At 43.1% G+C, this 21,810-nt stretch carries 17 protein-coding genes; 5 read left to right on the top strand and 12 right to left on the bottom strand.

All coding sequences use genetic code 11. The features are described 5' to 3' along the window. The first annotated feature begins 134 nt into the window (after positions 1-134). From FC83_RS02480 to FC83_RS02465, 4 genes are all read left to right on the top strand, one after another. On the top strand, positions 135-1,358 hold the full coding sequence (locus FC83_RS02480) for an MFS transporter (RefSeq protein ID WP_035455343.1): 1,224 nt from the start codon (positions 135-137) through the stop codon (positions 1,356-1,358). 21 nt (positions 1,359-1,379) lie between these two features. Beyond that, on the top strand, positions 1,380-2,603 hold the full coding sequence (locus tag FC83_RS02475) for an amidohydrolase (RefSeq protein ID WP_035455341.1): 1,224 nt from the start codon (positions 1,380-1,382) through the stop codon (positions 2,601-2,603). Positions 2,604-3,027: 424 nt separating this feature from the next. Continuing rightward, positions 3,028-4,824: a MucBP domain-containing protein gene (locus FC83_RS02470; protein ID WP_057002350.1), complete on the top strand. Its 1,797-nt coding sequence runs from the start codon at positions 3,028-3,030 to the stop codon at positions 4,822-4,824. Between the two features lie 273 nt (positions 4,825-5,097). Then, positions 5,098-6,741, top strand: coding sequence for a peptide ABC transporter substrate-binding protein (locus FC83_RS02465; protein ID WP_057002349.1), 1,644 nt, complete (start codon positions 5,098-5,100; stop codon positions 6,739-6,741). A 57-nt stretch (positions 6,742-6,798) separates the two neighbouring features. Here the strand turns inward: FC83_RS02465 and FC83_RS02460 are convergent, their stop codons facing one another. From FC83_RS02460 to FC83_RS02440, 5 genes are all read right to left on the bottom strand, one after another. Beyond that, positions 6,799-7,932, bottom strand: coding sequence for an NADH-dependent flavin oxidoreductase (locus FC83_RS02460; protein WP_035455337.1), 1,134 nt, complete (start codon positions 7,930-7,932; stop codon positions 6,799-6,801). Between the two features lie 271 nt (positions 7,933-8,203). Then, a complete protein-coding gene (locus FC83_RS17575; protein ID WP_057002348.1) occupies positions 8,204-8,908 on the bottom strand; it encodes a C40 family peptidase in 705 nt (234 codons plus the stop codon). 414 nt (positions 8,909-9,322) lie between these two features. Continuing rightward, positions 9,323-9,898, bottom strand: a complete 576-nt coding sequence (locus tag FC83_RS02450; protein WP_035455336.1) for a guanylate kinase — start codon at positions 9,896-9,898, stop codon at positions 9,323-9,325. A 162-nt stretch (positions 9,899-10,060) separates the two neighbouring features. Beyond that, on the bottom strand, positions 10,061-11,251 hold the full coding sequence (locus FC83_RS02445) for a C40 family peptidase (protein WP_035455334.1): 1,191 nt from the start codon (positions 11,249-11,251) through the stop codon (positions 10,061-10,063). A gap of 25 nt (positions 11,252-11,276) precedes the next feature. Beyond that, the gene (locus FC83_RS02440) at positions 11,277-11,774 is read right to left on the bottom strand and encodes a GNAT family N-acetyltransferase (protein WP_035455332.1); all 498 of its coding nucleotides are present in this window, start codon (positions 11,772-11,774) and stop codon (positions 11,277-11,279) included. 434 nt (positions 11,775-12,208) lie between these two features. On the opposite strand from FC83_RS02440, the gene tyrS reads away from it, so the two are divergent. Further along, positions 12,209-13,459 carry a tyrosine--tRNA ligase gene (gene tyrS, locus FC83_RS02435; RefSeq protein ID WP_035455359.1) on the top strand — a complete coding sequence of 417 codons (1,251 nt, stop codon included), beginning with the start codon at positions 12,209-12,211 and terminating at the stop codon, positions 13,457-13,459. Positions 13,460-13,653: 194 nt separating this feature from the next. Here the strand turns inward: tyrS and FC83_RS02430 are convergent, their stop codons facing one another. From FC83_RS02430 to FC83_RS02400, 7 genes are all read right to left on the bottom strand, one after another. Continuing rightward, positions 13,654-14,427 (bottom strand): IclR family transcriptional regulator, encoded by a 774-nt coding sequence (locus FC83_RS02430; protein ID WP_035455330.1) that lies wholly within the window; start codon positions 14,425-14,427, stop codon positions 13,654-13,656. A 110-nt stretch (positions 14,428-14,537) separates the two neighbouring features. Beyond that, complete coding sequence (locus tag FC83_RS02425; protein ID WP_035455328.1) at positions 14,538-15,434, bottom strand: dihydrodipicolinate synthase family protein; 897 nt, start codon at positions 15,432-15,434, stop codon at positions 14,538-14,540. A 26-nt stretch (positions 15,435-15,460) separates the two neighbouring features. Further along, a complete protein-coding gene (locus FC83_RS02420) occupies positions 15,461-16,726 on the bottom strand; it encodes a GntP family permease (protein ID WP_057002347.1) in 1,266 nt (421 codons plus the stop codon). A 17-nt stretch (positions 16,727-16,743) separates the two neighbouring features. Then, positions 16,744-18,435 (bottom strand): dihydroxy-acid dehydratase, encoded by a 1,692-nt coding sequence (gene ilvD / locus FC83_RS02415; protein WP_035455326.1) that lies wholly within the window; start codon positions 18,433-18,435, stop codon positions 16,744-16,746. 338 nt (positions 18,436-18,773) lie between these two features. After that, positions 18,774-19,907 carry a dihydropteroate synthase gene (gene folP / locus FC83_RS02410; RefSeq protein WP_052004965.1) on the bottom strand — a complete coding sequence of 378 codons (1,134 nt, stop codon included), beginning with the start codon at positions 19,905-19,907 and terminating at the stop codon, positions 18,774-18,776. Beyond that, positions 19,898-20,494: a non-canonical purine NTP pyrophosphatase gene (locus tag FC83_RS02405; protein ID WP_035455320.1), complete on the bottom strand. Its 597-nt coding sequence runs from the start codon at positions 20,492-20,494 to the stop codon at positions 19,898-19,900. The genes folP and FC83_RS02405 overlap by 10 nt, the downstream gene beginning before the upstream one ends. After that, a complete protein-coding gene (locus FC83_RS02400) occupies positions 20,487-21,809 on the bottom strand; it encodes a bifunctional folylpolyglutamate synthase/dihydrofolate synthase (protein ID WP_057002346.1) in 1,323 nt (440 codons plus the stop codon). The genes FC83_RS02405 and FC83_RS02400 overlap by 8 nt, the downstream gene beginning before the upstream one ends. Position 21,810 lies beyond the last annotated feature (1 nt).

Here is a 21,810-nt window from a genome sequence, read left to right as displayed (position 1 = left end):
AAAAAGAATATTTGTTAGGCTGCCTAAAAAATAATTTGTAAGCGTTTACCTATAGTGCTATGCTTGTTAAGGCGGCTTTTTTAGCTACTGCTGTTTAAAGCCTATTTTTTAGGTAGTTTTAATTTTAGAAAGGAATGATTCATCTGGCAAAAGAAAGTGCAGTTATTGACAAACCGCTGGCTAGGTCAGACATAAAAATCATCGCCGCTTTGATGACCGGCTACGCCATGGTTTATATGGACAAGAACATGGTCTCCACAGCCATCATCCCTATCGCTAAAGAATTCAGTTTTACCACGGCCCAAACTGGTTTGATCATGAGTATGTTCTTCCTGGCTTATTCCCTCATGCAAATACCTGGCGGTTGGTTGGCTGACAGAATTGGTGCCAAAAGAGTGCTCTTATTATCCTTAGGTATTATTTGTGTTTTCTCTTATGCCTTTGGTTTCGTCAGCTCTTTGATGTTGTTTTTGGCAATTCGTTTTGGGGCTGGATTAGGCCATGGCGGCTATCCGCCGGCTTGTTCAAAGGCGGTGGCGGAAAACTTTGACCACGATCGCCGGGTCATGGTCCAATCCGGTATCATGACCACTTCTGGTATCGGTGGCCTATTAGCTTTTGTTCTAGGGGCTAACGTGATTGCCATCAATTGGCGTTATGGCTACCTTTTATTAGGGACACTATTTCTGATTGCCTTTTTATTGGTACTATTTTTGCTTCCGAAAGATACCCCTATTCATAAGACAGCTGTTAAAACAACCACTGACCGAGTATCTTTCAAAGCAGTCATTACTAACCGGAACGTCTTGTTGTTATTTGTCATTATGCTTTTATTGAATATTACTTATTATGGTGCCATGTCTTGGCTGCCCAGTTATTTAACGCAGACCTATGAGTTATCTTTGGGCGCTGCCGGGGCAATCTTAGCTGTCAATGCCATTTCTCAAGTTATCGGCAGCTTCTTTACCGGAATCTGTCTTTCTAAATGGTTTGAGGGTAAACAAAAACCATTTATTCTAATTTGTGCTGTGATTAGTGCCACCGCAATTTACACTCTAGTTCATATTCATAGCATCGTTTTATCCTTGATACTAGTGGCGTTAATTGGGATGACCACAATTTCAGCATTCACCGCAACCTTCACTTGGCCCCAAAGAATTTTTAAACAAGCCATTATCGGCACGTCCGTGGGAATCATCAATACCGGTGGTACCTTTGGCGGATTCCTGACACCAATCATGATCGGTGCCTTGATACAAGCAGCTGGCGGTGATTTCCAAGTTGGTTTCATTCTCCTGGCCATTACGATTCTCATCGGTGGTTTAGGAGTATTCACGATTAATCCTAAAGCAAACTAATGTAAACATGAGGTGTAGTTTATGATTGAAAATAATGTATTTGCAAGTCAAGCACTCAAAGATAAGTTGTATGCTAAAATCGAAGCCAAGACTGACCGAATGATTGCCATCAGACGACAGTTACATGAGCACCCTGAACTGTCCTTTAAAGAAAAAACAACGGGTGCCTTTATTGCTAACTTCTATCAGGGCAAAGATGTTCAAGTTCAAGCTAACTTTGGCGATGGTTATGGTGTCGTCGTGACGATTGACTCCGGCAAACCTGGAAAAACATTGGCACTACGGGCTGACTTTGATGGGCTACCGGTTCAAGAAGAAACTGGCTTACCCTTTGCCTCACAAAACACTGGTGTGATGCACGCCTGTGGCCATGATGGCCATACTGCTTATATGCTAATTTTGGCAGAGTCTTTGTACGAACTAAAAGATGACTGGGCTGGTAAAATTAAAATCGTCCACCAACCTGCTGAAGAAACTCCCCCTGGTGGTGCTCTAGGGATGATCAAGGCCGGTGTTTTAGATGGTGTCGATGCCATTATTGGGGTTCACGGTTGGGCACCGGTACCCTATGGCACGGTTCAATGCACGGCCGGCCCAGTCATGACGGGTCGTTCCAGCTTCAAAATGACTATTCACGGTAAAGGTGGCCACGGGTCAGCTCCTCATTTAGCAAACGATGCCAACGTGGCGGCTTCTTATTTTGTGACGATTGCCCAGACAATTATCTCCCGGCGTACAGATCCTTTTGATATGTGTACATTGACCTTTGGCAACTTCGATGGTAAAGGTTCTTTTAACGTCATCAAGGATGCTGTCTTCTTAGAAGGCGACGTTCGTTTCATGCGCGATGAAGCTCGGGAAATCATTGAAACAAACTTCAAACGCATGGTCAAAGGCCTGGAGTTAATGTTCGATGTCAAAGTCGATTTATTCTATGATAGTGACTACCCTGTTTTAAATAATGATACCGACCTTGCCGCAACGATTCAAAATAGCCTGCGTCACAGTCACAGCCACATCCAAGAACTCACTAACTTAGATACAATCACCCGTAACACCGCTTCAGAAGATTTCGCTTATTTTGCCCAAAAAATTCCTGGGGTCTACCTGTTTGTAGGCGAAATGCCAGATGATGGTATCTTCTATCCCCACCATAGTCCAAAGTTTGTTATCAATGAAAAGGCGTTACCATTGGCTGCTAAAACGGTGGGTGTTGCTGCCTTAGATTTCTTGGCAACTCATTAAAGCATTACTTGGGAAATAATGCCAGGATAATTGGTTTTTACTAGTGCGACTGACCAGCTACTATCATAAAGAAATGGTCGGAACCCCTTAGGCTGCAACCACTTGATGCCATTTGGTAGTTAATCAGTTAACTTCAAAAAATGCTAATCTCTAAACATAATATGATTACAGGTTGGCATTTTTTAATTTTATTTATTAAATACATATCCGTCTAAAGTCGTATATTCCTTGGTAAATAAGGATTGTAAAGCTTTATTACAAATTTAAAGGGTTTGACATCTAAATTAAATCAATATTACATTCTTGATTTACCCCTACCTCTCAGAAGATTCTCATGGTAATCTATACTTATATTTGTGACAGATCACGTTCAGATCAGTTTTGTTAATTCTCTTGTTTTACCCAGGAAGCAGGTTCAAAAAATATGACTCGAAAAGTTAGGACAACTGTATCAATCTCCCTAGCACTGGCTTTAGTTGCCGGTGGATTGAACTATGGCCAACTTTCCCAAACCCAGGCTGCCAGTAACCAAGATTCGAAGGCTCAGACCACTGCTAGTGCCGCGACTGCAACCACCAATAATGCGATTGAAGCTACCTTACCAAAAGCAGATCAGGGTAATGGTTTAAAACCAATCACCCCGGCATCAACTACGACCTCAAATCCAGATTCAACCCAGCCAGGCAATACAGATACGACTAATCAACAACCGACCGCTGGTGGCAATCCCACCAATAATAACGCCGGGACAAGCAACAATACTTCTGGTGCAACCACCAACAGTGACTCAACCACTAGTAACACTGGCACAACGGCTGGTGACAACACCACTAACCACAACGCGGATACGAGTGACAGCACCAATGGTTCAACCGCGAATACTGGTGCAGCAACTGATAATAATGGCACGACTGACAACACACCGACAACACCAGATCCCAGTACCGATGAGTCAACCAATACCAATGGTAATCCCAGCGCTGGGACTGGTTCGGATAGTTCTGCCGCCACCAGTACGGATAATTCTGAAGATAGTAACGCCAATTCAAACAATACCGGTGCTACCACCAAACCTAATGCGGATAACAATACTGGCAATAACAACAGTGCTGCTGATGCCAATGGGTCTAGTGACGCAAACCAAGCGGGTAATGGCAGCAGTGATACTTCAGATTCTGGTTCAAATTCAAGCAGTTCTTCAGATGACTCTGGATCCAGTTCTTCCAGTTCGGACTCAGGTTCTAGCTCCAGTTCTTCTGATAATTCTGGATCTGGCTCTTCCAGTTCCAGCTCATCTGATAATTCCAGTTCTAGTTCTTCAGGTAACGGCTCTAGTTCTTCTGATAATTCTAGTAGCAGTTCATCTAATTCTGGCAATGGTTCATCTAATAATTCTAGTTCCAGTTCTGATAATGGCAACTCAAGTAGTTCTAGCTCAAGTTCTAGTTCTTCATCCAGTAGCAACACCAGTCCAACGACACCTTATCCGCCTGAATCCGGGGATGTCATCTTTCCTGGCCCAGATACAACCAATAGTGATCAAGCCAGCTTCGCAATTAAATATGAAGATATGGCCGGCAATGAATTACAACCGCAAACTGTGCGGGTTGGTAAAATTGGCACCCACTTTAAAATTAAAGCGCCAACTATTGCTGGTTATAAATTAATCTCTGCCAAAACTCAAGGTAAAACTGCTGGTATTTTTGGAACGGATACCCAGGGTGTGGTCTTTGTTTATATGCCTAGTAATGTAATTTATCATGATGTGACTGGAAAAATAACCAAAGCCCCTAAAGATGGTAATGTAATCAGTATGACCTTAAAGACGGGCACCTTTGCCTTTGGAAAAGATTTCAAAGCCCGTAGCGGTGTTTATCAAGTCGCCCCGGTGGATGGCAGTGATCAAGGCAGTATCCAAGTGGTAGATAAAACTGGGGCCATTGTTAAAACCCTGAATTTCCACACGGACGAGGATACGGATCAAAGTGATGCCCAAACGGACACCGCGGTGAACGACCAATTAGTTATCGTCAAGGGCGATAAAATCACCGTGAGCCTAGCCCATGGTGCTAACTTTAAACCTAGTGATGCTGGCACCACACCCCAACAGGCTAAAGCCAGCAGCCAACAAAAACCGAAAGCTACCCCTAAAATCGGTGTCTTGGAAAATATCACCAAAACGATTTTAGGCGCCACCCGTAAGCTCATCGATTTCTTTTAAATGACTAGCAATACCGACCTAACAACGGATTAAAATCTGATGTTAGGTCGGTATTTTTAATTGGTTAATTGACGGGTTTAAAAGTGTTCTAAATGAGTATCATTCTAATTATAGTATCATCATAAAACCTTATCATCTAAGTGAAATCGATTTATTTCGAAAATACACGCTTGGTATGTCGCTTTTTAGATAGATAATTTTTAAATTATGTTTACTTTAATCAAATTCTAATGTAGTATAGAAAATGATATTATATTAGGGAGTGAAATACATATGAAAATGAAGAAAGTTCTAACTTTGGGGTTAGTAGCCGCTGCGGCTGCGTTAACATTAACGGCTTGCGGTAGTTCGAGCTCTAGTTCTAGCAGCAGTGCCAGTCAACAAGTCTTGCACCGCATGGAACAAGATTCCATCCAAACCCAAGACCAATCCTTGATGGTAGACGCCATCAGTAGTCAAGCGTCTTTGGATACCATGGATGGCTTGTACCGGTATAATGGGAAGAAAATCGAACCGGCGATTGCCACGAAGATTGCGACTCCTAGCAGCGATGGCAAAACTTATACCTTCAAACTGCGTAAAGATGCCAAATGGTCTAACGGCGACCCCGTGACCGCCAATGATTTCGTCTATAGTTGGCGGCGCACAGCTGATCCCAAGACCGCCTCACAATATGCTTACTTATTCCAAGATATTGTCAACGGCAATGATATCGTCAATGGGAAGAAAGCCCCAGATACATTAGGGGTCAAAGCTGTGGACAAGTATACCTTGCAAGTGAGCCTGGAACATCCCGTCCCTTACTTCAACTCCTTGATGGCTTTCCAACTCTTCTACCCGCAAAATCAAAAATTTGTGGAAAAGATGGGTAAAAAATATGGGACTCAAGCTAAATACACGTTGAGTAACGGGCCTTTCATCTTAAAGGGTTGGACCGGGACTAACAACCACTGGACTGAAGTTAAGAACAAAAACTATTGGAACGCTAAAAAAGTCAAGCTTAGCAAGATTGACGTTCAAGTTGTGAAAGATCCTTCCACAGCCTTGAACCTGTATCAATCTAATAAGTTAGACGATGCCATTTTAACCGGTGAAACCGCGCAACAAATGAAAAATGACGCTGCCTTCACCCCAAGAAAACAATCCCGGACCACTTACATTGAAATGAACCAAGCCACAATGCCTGAATTTAAGAACGCCAAGTTACGGCAGGCTTTGTCTTTGGCCATCAATCGGAAGGAATTGGTCAACAAGGTCTTAGGGGATGGCTCCATTGTGTCTAACAACGTCACGGCCCAAGGCTTGATGTACGATCCTAAAAACGGCAAAGACTTCGCTGCTGAAGCTACGAGCAGTGATGCCAAGGATACCAGCTACGATGTGAAACGGGCCAAGGAACTCTTCCAAGAGGGCTTGAACGAAACTGGTAAAAAAGATATTAACGTAAGTCTGTTGACTGATGATACGGATGGTGCCAAGAAGATCGGGGAATACTTGCAAAGTACTTGGCAACAAAACTTGCCGAACTTGAAGGTTTCTTTGACCAACATGCCAAAGAAGACCCGGATCAGCCGCTCTGAAGCTGGCCAATTCCAGTTGGTCTTGAGCAGTTGGCAAGCGGACTTCCCAGATCCTATTTCCTTCTTGGATATGTTCACCACCACCAACCAATACAACTTCGGGAAATGGTCCAATGAACAATATGATCAATTCATCGCCAATAGTAAATCTGGGGATGTGATGAACAAGCAAAAACGTTGGAACGACCTGATGGATGCCCAAAAACTCATCACCGAACAACAAGGGGTCTTGCCACTATATCAAAATGTGGAAGCTCACTTGGTGAACAAGAAAGTCAAGAACTTACAATATAGCCCACAAAACACTTATAATTTTGTGACGACTTATATTAAATAGTCCCATTGAAAAAGCTGCAATGCTTCCGAAATAGTCGGAAGATTGCAGCTTTTTTGTTTAGAATACGGTTAATGGTACACCTTCTGGTCCCCCAGAAGAGGCTAGAATAATATCCAAAAATGGTGGCTTGATGCTTAATTCATCTAAGTCAGCTGGAGAAATGGCATAACGAATTGATTTTTCATCCCCCTGTTGAACTTTTTGGACCCAATTTGGTTCCCGCAGGCTTTCATGACCCAGGCCAGCTAATTCAATCCCAGCATCCAGGACTTTTTCAACATCAGCTGGGGTTTTCAGACCGCCCACGATGATCAACGGCATAGTGCCGGCCAAACGGTCATGGATCAACTTCGCAACGGGTCGAGTATCGGTCTTATCCCGCTTAGAAGTCCCCCAGGCATCCCCGGCGGAGATATGTAAGTAATCTAGCGGCTGTTGCTTCAAAGCATCCACAAAGGCTAGAGTGTCCTCAAGAGTGATACCAGGTTCACTGACTTCTTCGGCAGAGGTGCGATAGCCTAAAATAAATGGCTTTTTGGCATATTGTTCAATAACCTGGTTCACTTCTTGAATCACCGCCAATGGGAAGCGCATCCGCTTTTCAAAACTGCCGCCCCAATCATCGGTCCGGCGGTTGGCATGGGGTGAGAAGAATTGTTGGATGAGATTGGAACTGGCCCCGTGGAGTTCTACCCCATCAAAACCTGCTTCAATGGCCCGGCGGGTAGCGGCCCCAAAGTCTTTGATCGTTGCCCGAACTTCGGCATCGCTCAAGGCCCGAGGAATTTCTGCCCCCGCTTCATGGGCCCGGACATCACTGGCGCTAACAGGTTGTTGCCCCCGCAATATTTTAGAATTACTGCGCCGGCCAGAACTGGAAATTTGGATCACGGCTTTAGTGCCGTTGGCTTTCATGGTCCGGGCTAATTGCTGCAAGCCTGGTAAAAAGCGGTCGTCGGCGATACTTAATTGGCCTTCAAAGCCCTTGGCCAAAGCATTCACACTGGCCACTGGGGTAATGAACAGGCCCACGCCACCAGTATGTTTGGCGTAATAGTTCAATTCATCTTGGGTGATGGACCCATCTTCAAAAGCCATTTGTTCCGTCATCGGTGGAATCACCACATGGTTTTTCAAGGTGATGGCTTTATTAGGAAAAGTATAAGGTTCTAAAAAACGATAAGCTGTCATTAAAGCATGCCCTCCTGATTATAAATATGAGATATATTAGCATATAAATATATATTACAGCTAAGTGCCAGGTGATGACAGCGCATTCCAAAATTAAAGGACATTAAAAAATGATCCTGCTGCAGATCAAAAAAGCGTCAGCTCTAAAACCATCGTTAGCCGTTACCGGTAAGGATGGATCCAAAGCTGGCGCTTATTTATGTGATTTCAAAATGTCTTATGTATGATTGACAACCCATACTGACACTCATAATTTAAATGAATTGACTGACTAGTTAACGTGAACGGCAAATGAAGGCCAGAAGTAAGGTGAGATGTTAGCAATTGTAACGTTTTGGCCAGGTTGTGGTGCATGGAGATATTGGCCATTACCTAAAGCTAAAGCCACGTGGTAAGTTGCACCATGGCCGCCCCAGAACAATAAGTCCCCAGCTTGGGCATTTTCAACAGATACTTGTGTGCCAGCTGATTCTTGAGGGACAGTCCAGCCACCAATTTCCTTACCTAAAGCTTGTTGGAAAACATAGTGCATCAAACCAGAGCAATCAAATGAATTAGGACCTTTGGCACCCCATACGTAAGGTTTGCCGATTTGTTGTTTAGCAAGATCGATAACTTTTTGAGCATCAGTTGTGGCATTAGTGGCAACTGGGGCTTGGGATACAGACCAGCCATCAGTGACAACAGAAGCTGGTAACCATTGGTTAGCGCCAACTTCATACCAAGTTTGGCCATTGCCATCTTTTTGAACAGCAACAACTTTCCAAGAAGTAGCTTTGCCTAAATAGTTTGTAACGTTAGAGTCTTCAGTTGGTTTGGCATAAGCTGAAGCAGCTTCGCCATCCCAAGATACTGTCACAACGTCACCAGTTGTTGCAGCTTGGGCAGTGTTTGTGTTGTTGTTTAATGCTAAACTTGAAACGCCCAACATACCAGCTGCGGCGATTGACAAAGTAACCTTCTTAAATAAATTCAAAATATATTCCTCCAAAATGTCTTCTTGTTTTAATGTTTATTTTTTAAGTTCAAAATTATTTTTCATGTATTGATGTGGTTCATCTCTCTTAACCAACGATGTTTATAATACACACTTTATGTTGCAGGAGTGTTACAGGAAGACAAAGGAAAGGTTACACTTAACTTACTTCCATGTGACAAAAATGAAATATTGAGCATATTAAAAAGCGCTTTCACTTCTTTAAAACCCGGCCTAACAAGCTTTAAAAGTAAAATTTTCGTTAAGATTTCAACGCATTTTAGAAAAAATAAATAATCTTATAACACTTGTTTTTCCAAAAAAACCGCAAAATATCTAGAAAATATGGCCATTTCTTAGAAAAATAGCCAAAAAAATACCCAAGTTCCAGGTTCGAATTTGGGTATGACTTGTTTATTGTTGTTCCACGGTGGCATTGGCCATGACTTGATCTAATTTAGCTTTGGTTTCATTCCAGTCTTCATTCATAATGATGGCGACGTGATTTTGTAAACTCTTAGGTAAATGTAAATCACGCATGTATTCTTCACTGTTTAAGCGTTGTTGTAAAGCAACCCGGCTATCGCCCCGCTGGCGCATGCGTTCGCGCAATTGGTTGGGATCTTTAACTGTCAGATAAATGACACAAACTAAATCTGGGAAGCGGCGTAAATAAGTTTCGGCACCCTTCGTGTCTAAGACCATACAGGCTAAATCATTTTTTGCTAAAGCCCGCTGCATCCCCTCAACTGAAGATCCATATAAATTACCCGCATAATTCACGTATTCCACAAAGTGATTATTAAAAAAGCTTTCCGGTGTCTCGAAATAGTAATCCTGTCCATCGACTTCACCTGGTCTTGGTGCCCGGGTGGTATGCGTCAGCACCCGTGTTGCGTGATATTGATCATGCAAATAGTGGCTAACCGTTGTTTTACCAGTCCCTGCTGCGCCAGTAATAATTATAAGCTTTTTGTCATTGATCGCCATGGCTGAGCTCCCCTATAGATTTTATTTTAACCCCAATAATAACAGGTCTTGGTAAAAATAAAAAGTGATTGTCTCTATAATAACGCATTTTAAGAGAGATAGCCGTAAGTGTTTTCAATTAAACAACAGAAAAACAGCACCTATGGTCGTTGTTAGCACACCTTAAATCCGGCGGGCAAAGTCGGGGCGAAACCAAGCCATGGTGCCGATCTTCACGTTTTCCCCAGGTTGGGGCGCATGAATATATTCCCCATTGCCTAGATAAATCGCCACATGATGGGCCGTACCTACCCCACCCCAGAATAATAAATCCCCCGGTTCAACTTGGCCTAAGCTGACATTGTGCCCCTGGGCACTTTGGTCTTGAGAAACCCGGGGAATACTGCGCCCAGCCATGCGGTAACAATATTGCACCAAGCCAGAGCAATCAAAGCCACTGGGGGTGGTGCCGCCCCAAACATAAGGTACCCCTAAAAACTGCAGGGCATTTTGAATAATCTCGTTTTTAGCCGCGGCGGGAGTTAAATTGGCGTCTAAAACTTTCGTATAGGTCGCACTAGTTGTTCCTTCGCTGCCAGCGTCAGCAACAGCTGCGTCTTCAGCTTGGCGCTGGGCAATAGCAGCCGCTTCAATAGCTGCCTGCCGCTGTTGGGCTTGTTGCAACTGATCTTGCAGTGGTTGGGTCATGCTTTGATTAGCGGCTAATTGGACCTGTAATTGCGTTTGCTGCGCTAAAGCAGCCGCTTGGGCCTGGTCCAATTGGGTTTTATCGGCCTGCAACTTGCTTTTTTGGGCCACTAATTCAGCCTGCTGGTCTTGTTGGGTTGACTTTAAAGTCGTCAACTTCGTTTGCGCTTGCTGCAATGTCTGTAAGGCAGATCGGGTCACCTGCTGAATTTTGCGCACGGCTAAAGCCCGGGTTACTATTTCCGCAATATCCTGCCCCCCTAAGACGTAATCCGCATAAACATTGCCTAAACTGCTCTTTTGGTTGCGTTGCTGTAATTGTACCAATTGCCCTCGCAGATCGGCTCTTAATTGCCCAATATCCACCTTGGTGGCCTTGATTCGTTGTCCCAGGGCCTGCAGTTCGGCTTCATTAGCCGTTAACTTTCCTTGGGCCTGCTGTAAATCCAGTGTTTTATTGGCCACAGCATTATTTAATCGGGTCACCTTGTCCTGTTGGTCCTGCAGTTGGTGTTGCAAGTCCTGCCCTTGCTGGGCATTGATGGCCAGGGCTTGTTGCGCGGTGGTAACTTGTGAATCAGCGGCTTGAACCGGTTTTGCAGGCAGGTTTAAGCAGACCAGCCCCAGAACCAACAACCCCCACAGCCAATGCTTACAGATACCCATCGCCACACCAACTTTCTAAGTATAATTACAATTGCTTGCCTAAAATCAGTAGGGAGTACAACTTGCCATCCATCTGGGCCACTTCGGGCAAATCCCCCCAAGTTGCATAATGATTGCGTTTAAATAGTTTCACACTGGGGGTATTATGTTTGAAAACAAAGGCCAAGACCGTGGTGACCCCTAATTCCCTAGCTTGCTGGGTCATGAAATCCAGCGCGGTTTGCCCTAAATGGTGGTGTTGAATCATATTGGTGAGATAAATGGATACTTCTTTGGTATGACCATAAGCCGGCCGCCCATAAAAGTCCGATAAACTGATCCAGCCCACTGTTTTCCCTGCCAGGCTCATCACCCATAGACCGTTGCCCGGGGTTTGATGGGCCGCAAACCAAGGTTCTCGTTCCGCCACCGTAATTGGGGTCGTATCGGCCGTGGCCAGGCGGCCGGGAATACTTTCGTTATAAATTGCCACAATATCTGCCAAATCTTCAATACGTGCTGTTCTAAAAGTTACGTTATCCATCTAACTGGCCTCACTATATTTATATTTCGGATTTTAGCCATAATATTTTCCCAAGGATAGGGTGAATTTGCATAAATCCTATTGCTTTTAAAAATTATATCAGTTATCCTTGTTTTATTCAGTCTTTCCTTGTGCAGTAAAATTTGAGGCACTTCTTCAGAAAGTCGGCGGGCGCTGAAAGCCGATGAATCCTAGGGTTTGAAGTACGCAAGGTGATGCATTAAGATTGGGTCAACATAAGTGAATAAAATAATCAGTGTTATGATTGAAGCCTTTTTTCAATCAACACAACGAGCGATGCAGTGCATAATGCGGGTGGTACCGCGGATCAAATTGATGATTCGTCCCAGGTCTATTAAATAGATTTGGGACTTTTTTTATACCAAAAAAATGATAAAGGATGGATTAGTTTGGAAAAAGTACAACAAGGACAAATCGTAGATGAATTAGAATGGCGCGGCGCTGTCAACCAAATGACCGACGAAGCCGGCTTAAAAGAATTAGTTAAAGACAAGGTCATTTCTTTATATTGTGGTGTCGATCCCACGGGGGATTCTTTGCACATTGGCCATTTAATTCCTTTCATGATGCTCAAACGGTTCCAAGAAGCCGGCCATCATCCCGTTATTTTGATTGGTAGTGGCACCGGTTCCATTGGCGATCCTTCTGGTAAAAAGAGCGAACGGGTCTTACAAACCATGGATCAAGTCAAACATAATGAAGTAGCCATCACCAAACAAATGAAACATTTATTTGGCACGGACAATTTTAAACTGGTCAATAACTATGATTGGTTATCTAAATTAAGTTTATTAGATTTCCTAAGAGATTACGGTAAATTATTCAACGTCAACACCATGTTAAATAAAGAAATTGTTGCCAGCCGTTTGGAAGTTGGGATTTCTTATACGGAATTCACTTACCAAATTTTGCAATCCATCGACTTTTTGACTTTATATAAAGAACATGATGTGCAATTACAAATTGGTGGCGCCGATCAATGGGGCAATATCACCGCTGGGATCGATTTAATTCACCGGCAAGAAGGCCAAGAAGCCAAAGTCTTCGGCTTAACTATCCCATTGATGTTAAAAGCTGATGGCACCAAGTTTGGTAAGACCGCTGGGGGCGCTGTTTGGTTGGATCCTGAAAAGACAACGCCTTATGAATTCTACCAATTCTGGTTAAACCAAGATGACCGGGACGTGGTGAAATACTTGAAGTACTTCACTTTCTTGAGTGCTGAAGAAATCGACGAATTAGCCGAAGCCGTGAAAACAGCCCCTGAAAAACGCCAAGCCCAACGGCGTTTAGCTGAAGAAGTCACCCGCTTTGTCCATGGCCAAAAAGCCGTTGACCAAGCTGAACACATCTCTAAAGCCCTATTCTCCGGGGAATTAACCACCTTAACCGCTGAAGAAATTGAACAAGGCTTCAAAGATATGCCAAGTGTGACCATTCAAAATGAAGTCCGGCCATTGGTGGAATTATTAGTGGATGATACTAAAATTGAACCATCCCGCCGCCAAGCTCGAGAAGACATCAAAAATGGCGCCATTTACATCAACGGCGCCCGCCAACAGGACTTAGACTTCAAAGTTGACCCAAGTGCCAGCTTTGATGGTCAATTTGTCATCATTCGTAAAGGTAAGAAAAAATATACCTTGCTCCGTGTGGCTCAATAAACCTGAATGTCTATAATAGAACACTGAATCTGAGACGATCTCAAGATTCAGTGTTTTTTTGCCTAATATACACCGCTGAATTATTTGGTAGCTATATCAAGTAAAAACCGTTAAGCCACTGTGAAGTATAACTTCAGCAATGGTTTAACGGTTTCTTCGTTCAATAGTTTAAAAAATGTTCGGAAAAATCAGTTTTAAATGTCAAAATGATAGTTTTGCACACGACAAGTGTCTTCAATTAGCTGCTTCTTTTGCTGCAATTCCTGGATAATTAGTTGCCGCTTTTCATCAGAGTACCGGAATTTTGGAACAGTCACGCTTAATGCGGCCTTGATCTCATCATCAATAACTAAGGGTACAGCAACACAACAAATTTCATCCTTTGATTCTTCATTTTCATAGGCTAAATTGTCCTGACGCACCTGCCGCAGTTGTACCAATAAAGTATCCAAGTCTGTAATGGTGTTTTTAGCATACTTCCTGAAAAAATAATCCTTGTAGAGCTCCCTGAGTTGCTCATCTGTTTTACCAGATAGCAAAGCTTTCCCTAATCCAGTAGCGTACGCTGGTAGTCTTGCGCCGACATTACTCACAATTGAGATGGCATTATCTGGATCTTCTTTTAAAAGATACAGGACATTTAAGTTTGAAAGCGTCCCCATTTGACAGATTTCGCCAACACTCGCAACGATCTCGCGCATCATGGCTTGAATAGTCGAAAGAATATCGGTATTACCACCAAAAGACAAGCCCAGTTCAAACGACTTATAGCTAATAGCGTAACGATTGGTCTCTAGATTAAATTGAATATATTTAGTTGCAACTAATGTTTTTAAAATTGGAGATATCGTACCTTTAGGTAAGCTAAGTTGTTCAGAAATCTCCGAAAGACTCAGGCCATCAGTAGAATTTTCATCAATTAGTTCTAAAATCTTGAGAACTCGAAGCGTGGGCTTATGAAAATCCAAGATATTCACCTCATTATTTATACATATTCATCCACAGCACCCAAAAATCACGAGTCAGTGGACAATAAGTTAATTTGACAGCTAATCTAATAGCTTAAATTATATCACAATCACATTTTATTATATGTCTGAAGTACCTTATCTAGCAGTGCTTCCGCCCTTTTATAGTCATCCAAATCGATCTCATCAAAGGGTATCACGTCGTTAACGGCAATCGATAGACCTCGATGAACCATTAATTTTTTAAATAATATGGAACTAGTTGCATCCATATCATAAAGTGGCATTAATCTTTGAATAAGATTAGTCAGCTTTAGAGCTTGGTCAAAGTTACGTTCATTTGTGGCATATACCAAATCATGCCAGATATCAGGCACAATGTTGGATAATCCTCCAATACAGCCAGCACCATGATTGGCAATATTTAGTAAGAATTGATCATCGAATCCAGAGAAGATATTAAATGGCTCTGTTTCAGTCATCCGAAAAACCATATTTGTGTGTCCTGCTTCTGAAACGGAATCTTTCAATCCAATAATATTTGAATGATCGTGAACCAACCTACCAATTGTTTCTGGCGCAATTGAATGACCTGTCCGCGCAGGAAAATTATAGAGATAGAAGTCGCTGATAACATCATTAGCTAATCGATCGTAAAATCGAAAAATATGAGCTTGGTCCAGTGCAAAATAATATGGTCCGATAATCATTGATGATGTAAAGCCAAATTCGTGACTTTTCTTGGTCAATAACAATGTATCTTGATAACTGATACAACCAGTACCACAGTATAATTCAACTCTACCTGCCACATAGTCAGCGTAGAATTGCATATATTCCAGGCGTTCTTTGAGGGTAAAATTTGGGAATTCACCCGTAGAGCCTAGAATTAGAATCCCATCTACACCATGATCAATCAGAAAATCTATCACAGCTTTATTGCCTGCTAAATCAGGCTGCTCATTTTTATCAAAAACAGTTATAACAGCCGTAATAATTTTAGCCATAACTCATTCATCACCTCTCAAAAAATTTATCCAGCTAAGTGCAACGCACCAAATAATAAAGTACTTACGGTAACCATTGCCAACCCATTCAAGATTTCAAAACCTAGTACCTTTAACCGTTCTTTAATGTCCATATCAACAGATTTGGCACTAACGTGGAAGAATGGTCCTTGAGGTAAACCATCAAATACTAGAGACCCAGCATTGACCATGGTTGCACCTGCTAAGCTTGATACGCCGCCTGCGATAATTGTATGTCCAAAAATCTGTGAGCCCAAAGTTGCCCCAGCAGTTGCTGATGCTGTCGCGGCCCCCATGAACATACCAGCAATAGGTGCCAGCATAAAGGCAGGTAATCCGGCGGTTTCAATCCCAGAAATAACTACATCTTTTAAATTGGAATTCGAGATAATCCCGGCCAATGTCCCTGTGCCTAAAATCAACATTGCCACACCACTCATCTTCTGCATGCCAACACTAAGAAACGTTGTTGCATGTTTAAATTTACCCATGGCAATCATGCCGGTAAAGCCACCCAGTGGGAGTGCCACTAAGGGATCAACGTTAATTCCAACAATTGGTCGCAACAGTAACAGTAAAATAGCAACACCAGGTCCGAATAAAGAAGACCAAAGTGATGGCAAAACTTTACTTGTTTCTAAAGGATCTATATGCGGAAAAGAGCTGCCTTTATGAGCTAAATATTTTGAAAGAAAAGTGGTTGCAACTAAAGCTGTTAGTGAGGCAGCAAACCCAGTTAACATGAGTGATGTCAGTGGTATTTTAAATGTCTCAGCAGCAGCAATCGTATTAGGATTAGGACTAATTGCCCCACCTGCCTTAACACCACCGATCATAGCCATCAAAACACCCATTTTTTTAAATCCAGTTCTTTCAGATACTTGAATCGCAATTGGTGCTACGGCTAAACAAGCAACATCTCCGAAAACACCAATAGCTGTTAACGCCCATGTGGACAGCATTAGCGCCACCAAACAACGTTCATGCCCGAGCTTGTCAATAATAGTTAGTGCTATTCGTTCGGCCGCCCCACTTTCAATCAATGTCCCTACCAAAACACCAGCAGTGATGACCCGAATAACTGCAGGGACAATACTTGGAATACCTGTAATCATGAAACCAATAGAACGCTCTAAGCTAACGCCACCAATTAGACCACCGACAATGGCACCAATGATCATGGCATAAGTTGGTTGCACTTTTTTTAAAATTAATCCAATCGTTAAAAGTAGGCCTAACAGCGCGCCATACGCGGAAACAGTATTTCCCATAATGCACCGTTCCCTTCTTACAACTTATCTAATTTGCTGTAGTCAATAACGCCACCTTCAGAACCAGATGCTGCAATTTTAGAATAAAGTCCCAACCAGCCACGGGTAAATTTACGTTCGGGTCGTTGCCAAGCTTTTAATCGTTTAGCGATCTCTTCATCACTAACTAATAAGTTAATCTCTTTTTTATCTACATTAATTTCGATTTTGTCCCCATCTTCAATGATAGCAATAGGCCCCCCCTCAGCGGCCTCAGGAGAAATATGGCCAACAAACAAGCCATTATTCGTACCAGAAAATCTGCCATCTGTAATTAGCGCCGTTGTTTTTGCGAGACCTCTGCCATACATAAATTTCATCGCCTTAAACATTTCGCGCATTCCCGGTCCACCTTTAGGTCCTTCATAGCGAATAACAACCACATGACCGTCATGGATTTTACCATCAAGGATGGCCTTTTCGGCATCTTCTTCACGATCAAAGCAAATTGCTGTCCCTGTAAAGTGGCGTAGACTCTTGTCATATGCGCCCGGTTTTGTAACACCTGTATCCGGCGCAAGATTCCCCTTCAAAACTGCTACACCACCAGTTTCGCCAAATGGATCATCGATAGGGTGAATAACTCGATTTGTAATCGGATAAGGATAGCGATGTGTCTTGAGATTGTCATTCATTGTTTGTCCGGTAACTGTCATTTCATTTTCAATTTTATCTCCCAATTCCTTCATGACACGATAAACACCGCCATCGTGATAGAAATCGATTACATTATATTTCGAAGAAGGATTTATTTTTGCTAATAATGGCGTTGTATCAGACAGTGTATCAAATTCTTTGAGAACATCCATATCTAATTGCAATTCCTTAGCAAGTGCAGTTAGATGAAGCACAGCATTGGTCGAACCACTAATAGCTAGGCAGACTTTAATAGCATTGCGAATACTGCCTGCCGTAAGAACCTGTCGTGCTGTAATATCTTTTTCGACTAAATCCATAATTTGCATACCAGTGTGTTCACCAATGGCTAACCGAGCTGCAGAAGTTGCTGGAATAATCCCACCATCTGGTAAAATCATCCCCAGAGATTCTGAAAGTGCACACATTGTATTAGCAGTTCCTAGATAAGAACATGACCCACAAGCCGGACATGAAAGATTTTCCAATGACGTATATGTATCTTTAGTAATTTTGCCTGCCGTATACATGCCATATGCTTCAGCACTTGATGTTTGATCAGATTGCCGACCATCAAAACAAACGCCGCCATCCATAGGTCCTCCGGGAAGCATAATACATGGAATATCTAACCGTGCGGCTGCCATTAACATACCAGGCACGATTTTATCACAAGAGCCCAATAGAACTAGGCCATCAAATAGGTTGATTTGGGCCATGGATTCAATGGAACTAGCAATAAGTTCTCGCGAAGGTAAAATATAATGCATGCCATCATGGCCTTGACCCATACCATCACAGGCACCAATAACCCCAAATTCTACCGGGGTACCACCTGCGCGATAAATACCGTCTCTAACTCTTTGTGCCACAGAGCGTAAATTGAAAGATCCAGGCACAACTTCACTCCAAGAGTTAGCGATACCAATAATAGGGCGTTTTAAATCATCAGTGGTGTACCCCATAGCTTTATATGTTGCACGGTAGTACTGATTTTCTAAACCTTTAAGAATCTTATCGCTACGTTCTTTCATGAATCTCAATCCCCTTTATATTTTATTTGTGTTGTTCGTAAATACGAATAGTAAATGTATTTACGAACAAGATGAATATATCATCTGATTGCTCACGTGTCAACAATATTTCGGATTATTTATAAAGCGTTTCCATTAGCTTTTTAATAGCTATTGAATAAAATATATCCTATTTTTAAAACGCTTACTTTCCGAAATTGTGATATGTATAATACCGATAACTAGTGTTCTAAAACTTATTTGATTCTTCTCACTCGCCTTTAAAAGCACTAAAAAAAGTCCCAAATTTCGACCAAAATAGTCAAAGCTTGAAACTTCTCATCTAAAAATATTACTTATTATTTAATTTCATCGTCGCTTTTATCAATTAAAAACGAATTATTAATCGCGTCTAATAATTTGATCATATCGGCGGTGGCTTTACTGTCGTGGACCCGAATTAAGCGGCCGCCTTGTTGGATCATCAAGGTCTCACTGATGATGGTTGGCAATAAGCGGTCATCCTTGGCTAAGCCCAATAACTTGCCATAAAAGCCCTTATTGGACACGGCCACCATAGTTGGCCGTTTGTAGAGATTCAGTTTATCTAAGGTGCGCATAAAGGCGAAGTCTTGAATATTATCCGCCTTGGCAGAATACCCAATTCCTTGGTCTAAGGCAATATGATCATAAGGTACAGCCTTGGCCAATAAAGCCAAATTCTCCTCAAAGAAGCCTTGGACATTGGAAGTTAAATCGTCCTTATAAGGTTTGCCCCGATTTTCATGCATGGTCAATACAGCAGGTTGATACGTCTTTAACAGCGCTAATTTTGCCGGGTCATCCCGAAAACCATTCACGTCATTAATGATATGCACACCAGCGTCTAACACGGCCTGCATCACCGGGGTTTTATAGGTGTCTACGGCGATCAAGACATCGGGAAAATGGCTTTGAATGGCCTTGATTTCTGGTAGTACCCGTTGTAATTCCACTTCCGGGGTAACTTCCGTGAAGCCAGGACGGGTGGTCTGGCCACCAACTTCTAACACTTTGGCCCCATTGGCCACGTCAACTTCTGCCCGGCGAATGACATCGTCGACATTTTGCAACACACCGCCATCATAAAAAGAATCTGGTGAGGTATTGAGAATCGAATAAACGATAGGTGTGGTGGTTAAATCCAACTCAAAATCTCGGCCCCGCCACCAGAGTTGGTGAGCCGCCCAGATCTGAGCCAATTGGGCAGCGCAGGTACTATTGGGCAGGCGACGGTTAATTTCTGCAACAAAGGCTTTAAACTGATAAATATTGAAATGAACCTTAAAGTCAGCTCGCACCTGGGTCAAAGTTACATCCAAATCCGCCCATAGCGGTATGAGCCAGGCCAGCTCATCGCTGTCAGTTTCCGTAAATTTTAAATCCACATTAAAAGGGTCAAAAATTGTTTGCCCCGCTAGCGTGTCGCTAATTAATACCTCAGTTAATTCCATTGCTGGTCACTCCAATTCGTCATGAGATTTTCAATTGCTTTTTCCCGTTGGGCATAGCGTTGTCGCTGGACTGTGGACATTTCTGCCAGGGTTTGGCTGGCCCCTTTTGGGATCACAATTTGGTCTAAGTCAAACCCATTGGTCCCTTTAGCACGCCAGGCCACCAGGCCCCGTAATTGCCCTTGGCCCACAATATAGCGCGACCCTTGGCACAGGGCTAAATAAGATGTCAAAATAATATCCCGAGCTTGGGAGTGGTCTTTTAACAGTTGCAAAATATAAGCACTGTGACTCAAAGACCCATGTTGGTCGAACTCCCGGTGGGTCTTGGTTTGAAAATGCCCCGGCAAAGCTAATAGTTCAATGCCGGAATCATCCCCTAAAACCGGTAAATTGGTTTTTAGAACCTTTTGGATAAAACGGGCTTTCTGCAAGGCATTGGCCCGATAGTCCGCCAATTCTGCTGGAAATTGGACTTTTTCATGAAAGTCTTGATAGTTCACTGCTGCTACTGCAAATGTTTTAAAATAAGCTGTCAACTCCTGGCTCTTGTCCAGGTTGTTTGAGGCAATGATCAGCTTATTCACCGGGATTTACCACAGTTTTCACCAGATAAAAAGAGCCGGCCACAAAAATCAACGGTTTCACCAGATGCTGGGCTAAGACCTTGGCGTACACCAAGGCATTGGCGGGGTCGGCCACCGCCGTGATAGTGTTGGCCGCAGGTAGGGTCTTTTGCATCAACTCCCGCAGAGTATCTGCGTCCAGGGCCCGCTGCGGATTGTCCGGGGTGGTGGCGATGTAGTCGGCCTTTAAATCCTGGAGTAAATCTAAATTATCCAGGACATCTTTGTCCTTTAAGAAACCCAAGACCATGATTATTTGATAATCTTTTTCGTAAGGCTTTAAGGCCTTAACAATGCTGGCAAAGGCATCAGGATTATGGCCCCCGTCGCCATACAACAACGGATCTTGGCTGATCAACTGCATCCGTCCGGCAAAGCGCAGGTCTTTTAACGTGTTTTGCAAGATTTCAGCCGTGATGGGGCCTTGAATGGGTTGGCGGTTGTAGCTTGCCACAAAGGTCAAAACGGTGCGCAAGTTGGCCACCTGAAAGGCCCCGGCCAAACTCAAATGTAACTTTAAGTCGGCGCCGTTAAACTTGGCTAAGACATCACTGCCATCCAAATTTCCCTTGGTCAATAACACATTTTGCAGTTTGGCGCTATGGTAATGCGCCGCCCGTTCCCGGGCAATAGTTTCAATAATGGCGTTAACGACGGGAAATTGATCCGGGTAATTGATCACTTGGGCATGGGCCCGAATGATTTTAGCCTTCGTGGTGGCAATCGCTTCAATGCTGTCTCCCAATAAGGCCATATGGTCGTAGTCAATGTGCACGAAAACATCATAGGCTGCCGTGGCAATGGCATTGGTGGCGTCTAATTCGCCCCCTAGACCACATTCTAAAATGGCCATATCCACCTTAGCCTGGGCAAAGTACAGCACCGCAATCAAAAACCAGGCTTCAAATTCCGAAATTTCCGCCCAATTCATCCCCAGGCGCCCCATGCCAGCAGCTAGCTGATCAAAGGCTTGGTTAAAAAAGCGATAATCAATAAATTGACGATTAACTTGAATCATTTCCCGAGGGTCATTTAAAGCAGGGCTAGCAAACACCCCGACCTTCAAGCCAGTGGCCTGGAGCAATTGGCTCATCATTAAACTGGTGGAGCCTTTGCCATTGGTGCCGCACACATGGATAATGGGATACTTCAAGTCTGGCTGGTCTAAGGCCAACAAAATGCGTTTTAACAAAGGGATACGATTAGCCTGGCCATAAAGCATCGTCGTTTGAATTTGTTGCAAATTAGCTTGGTACTGGTCAAATTCCGTCGTCATA

The sequence above is a fragment of the Agrilactobacillus composti DSM 18527 = JCM 14202 genome (assembly GCF_001436375.1).
Classification (GTDB): domain Bacteria; phylum Bacillota; class Bacilli; order Lactobacillales; family Lactobacillaceae; genus Agrilactobacillus; species Agrilactobacillus composti.
This window is presented reverse-complemented; position numbering and strand designations above follow the sequence as displayed.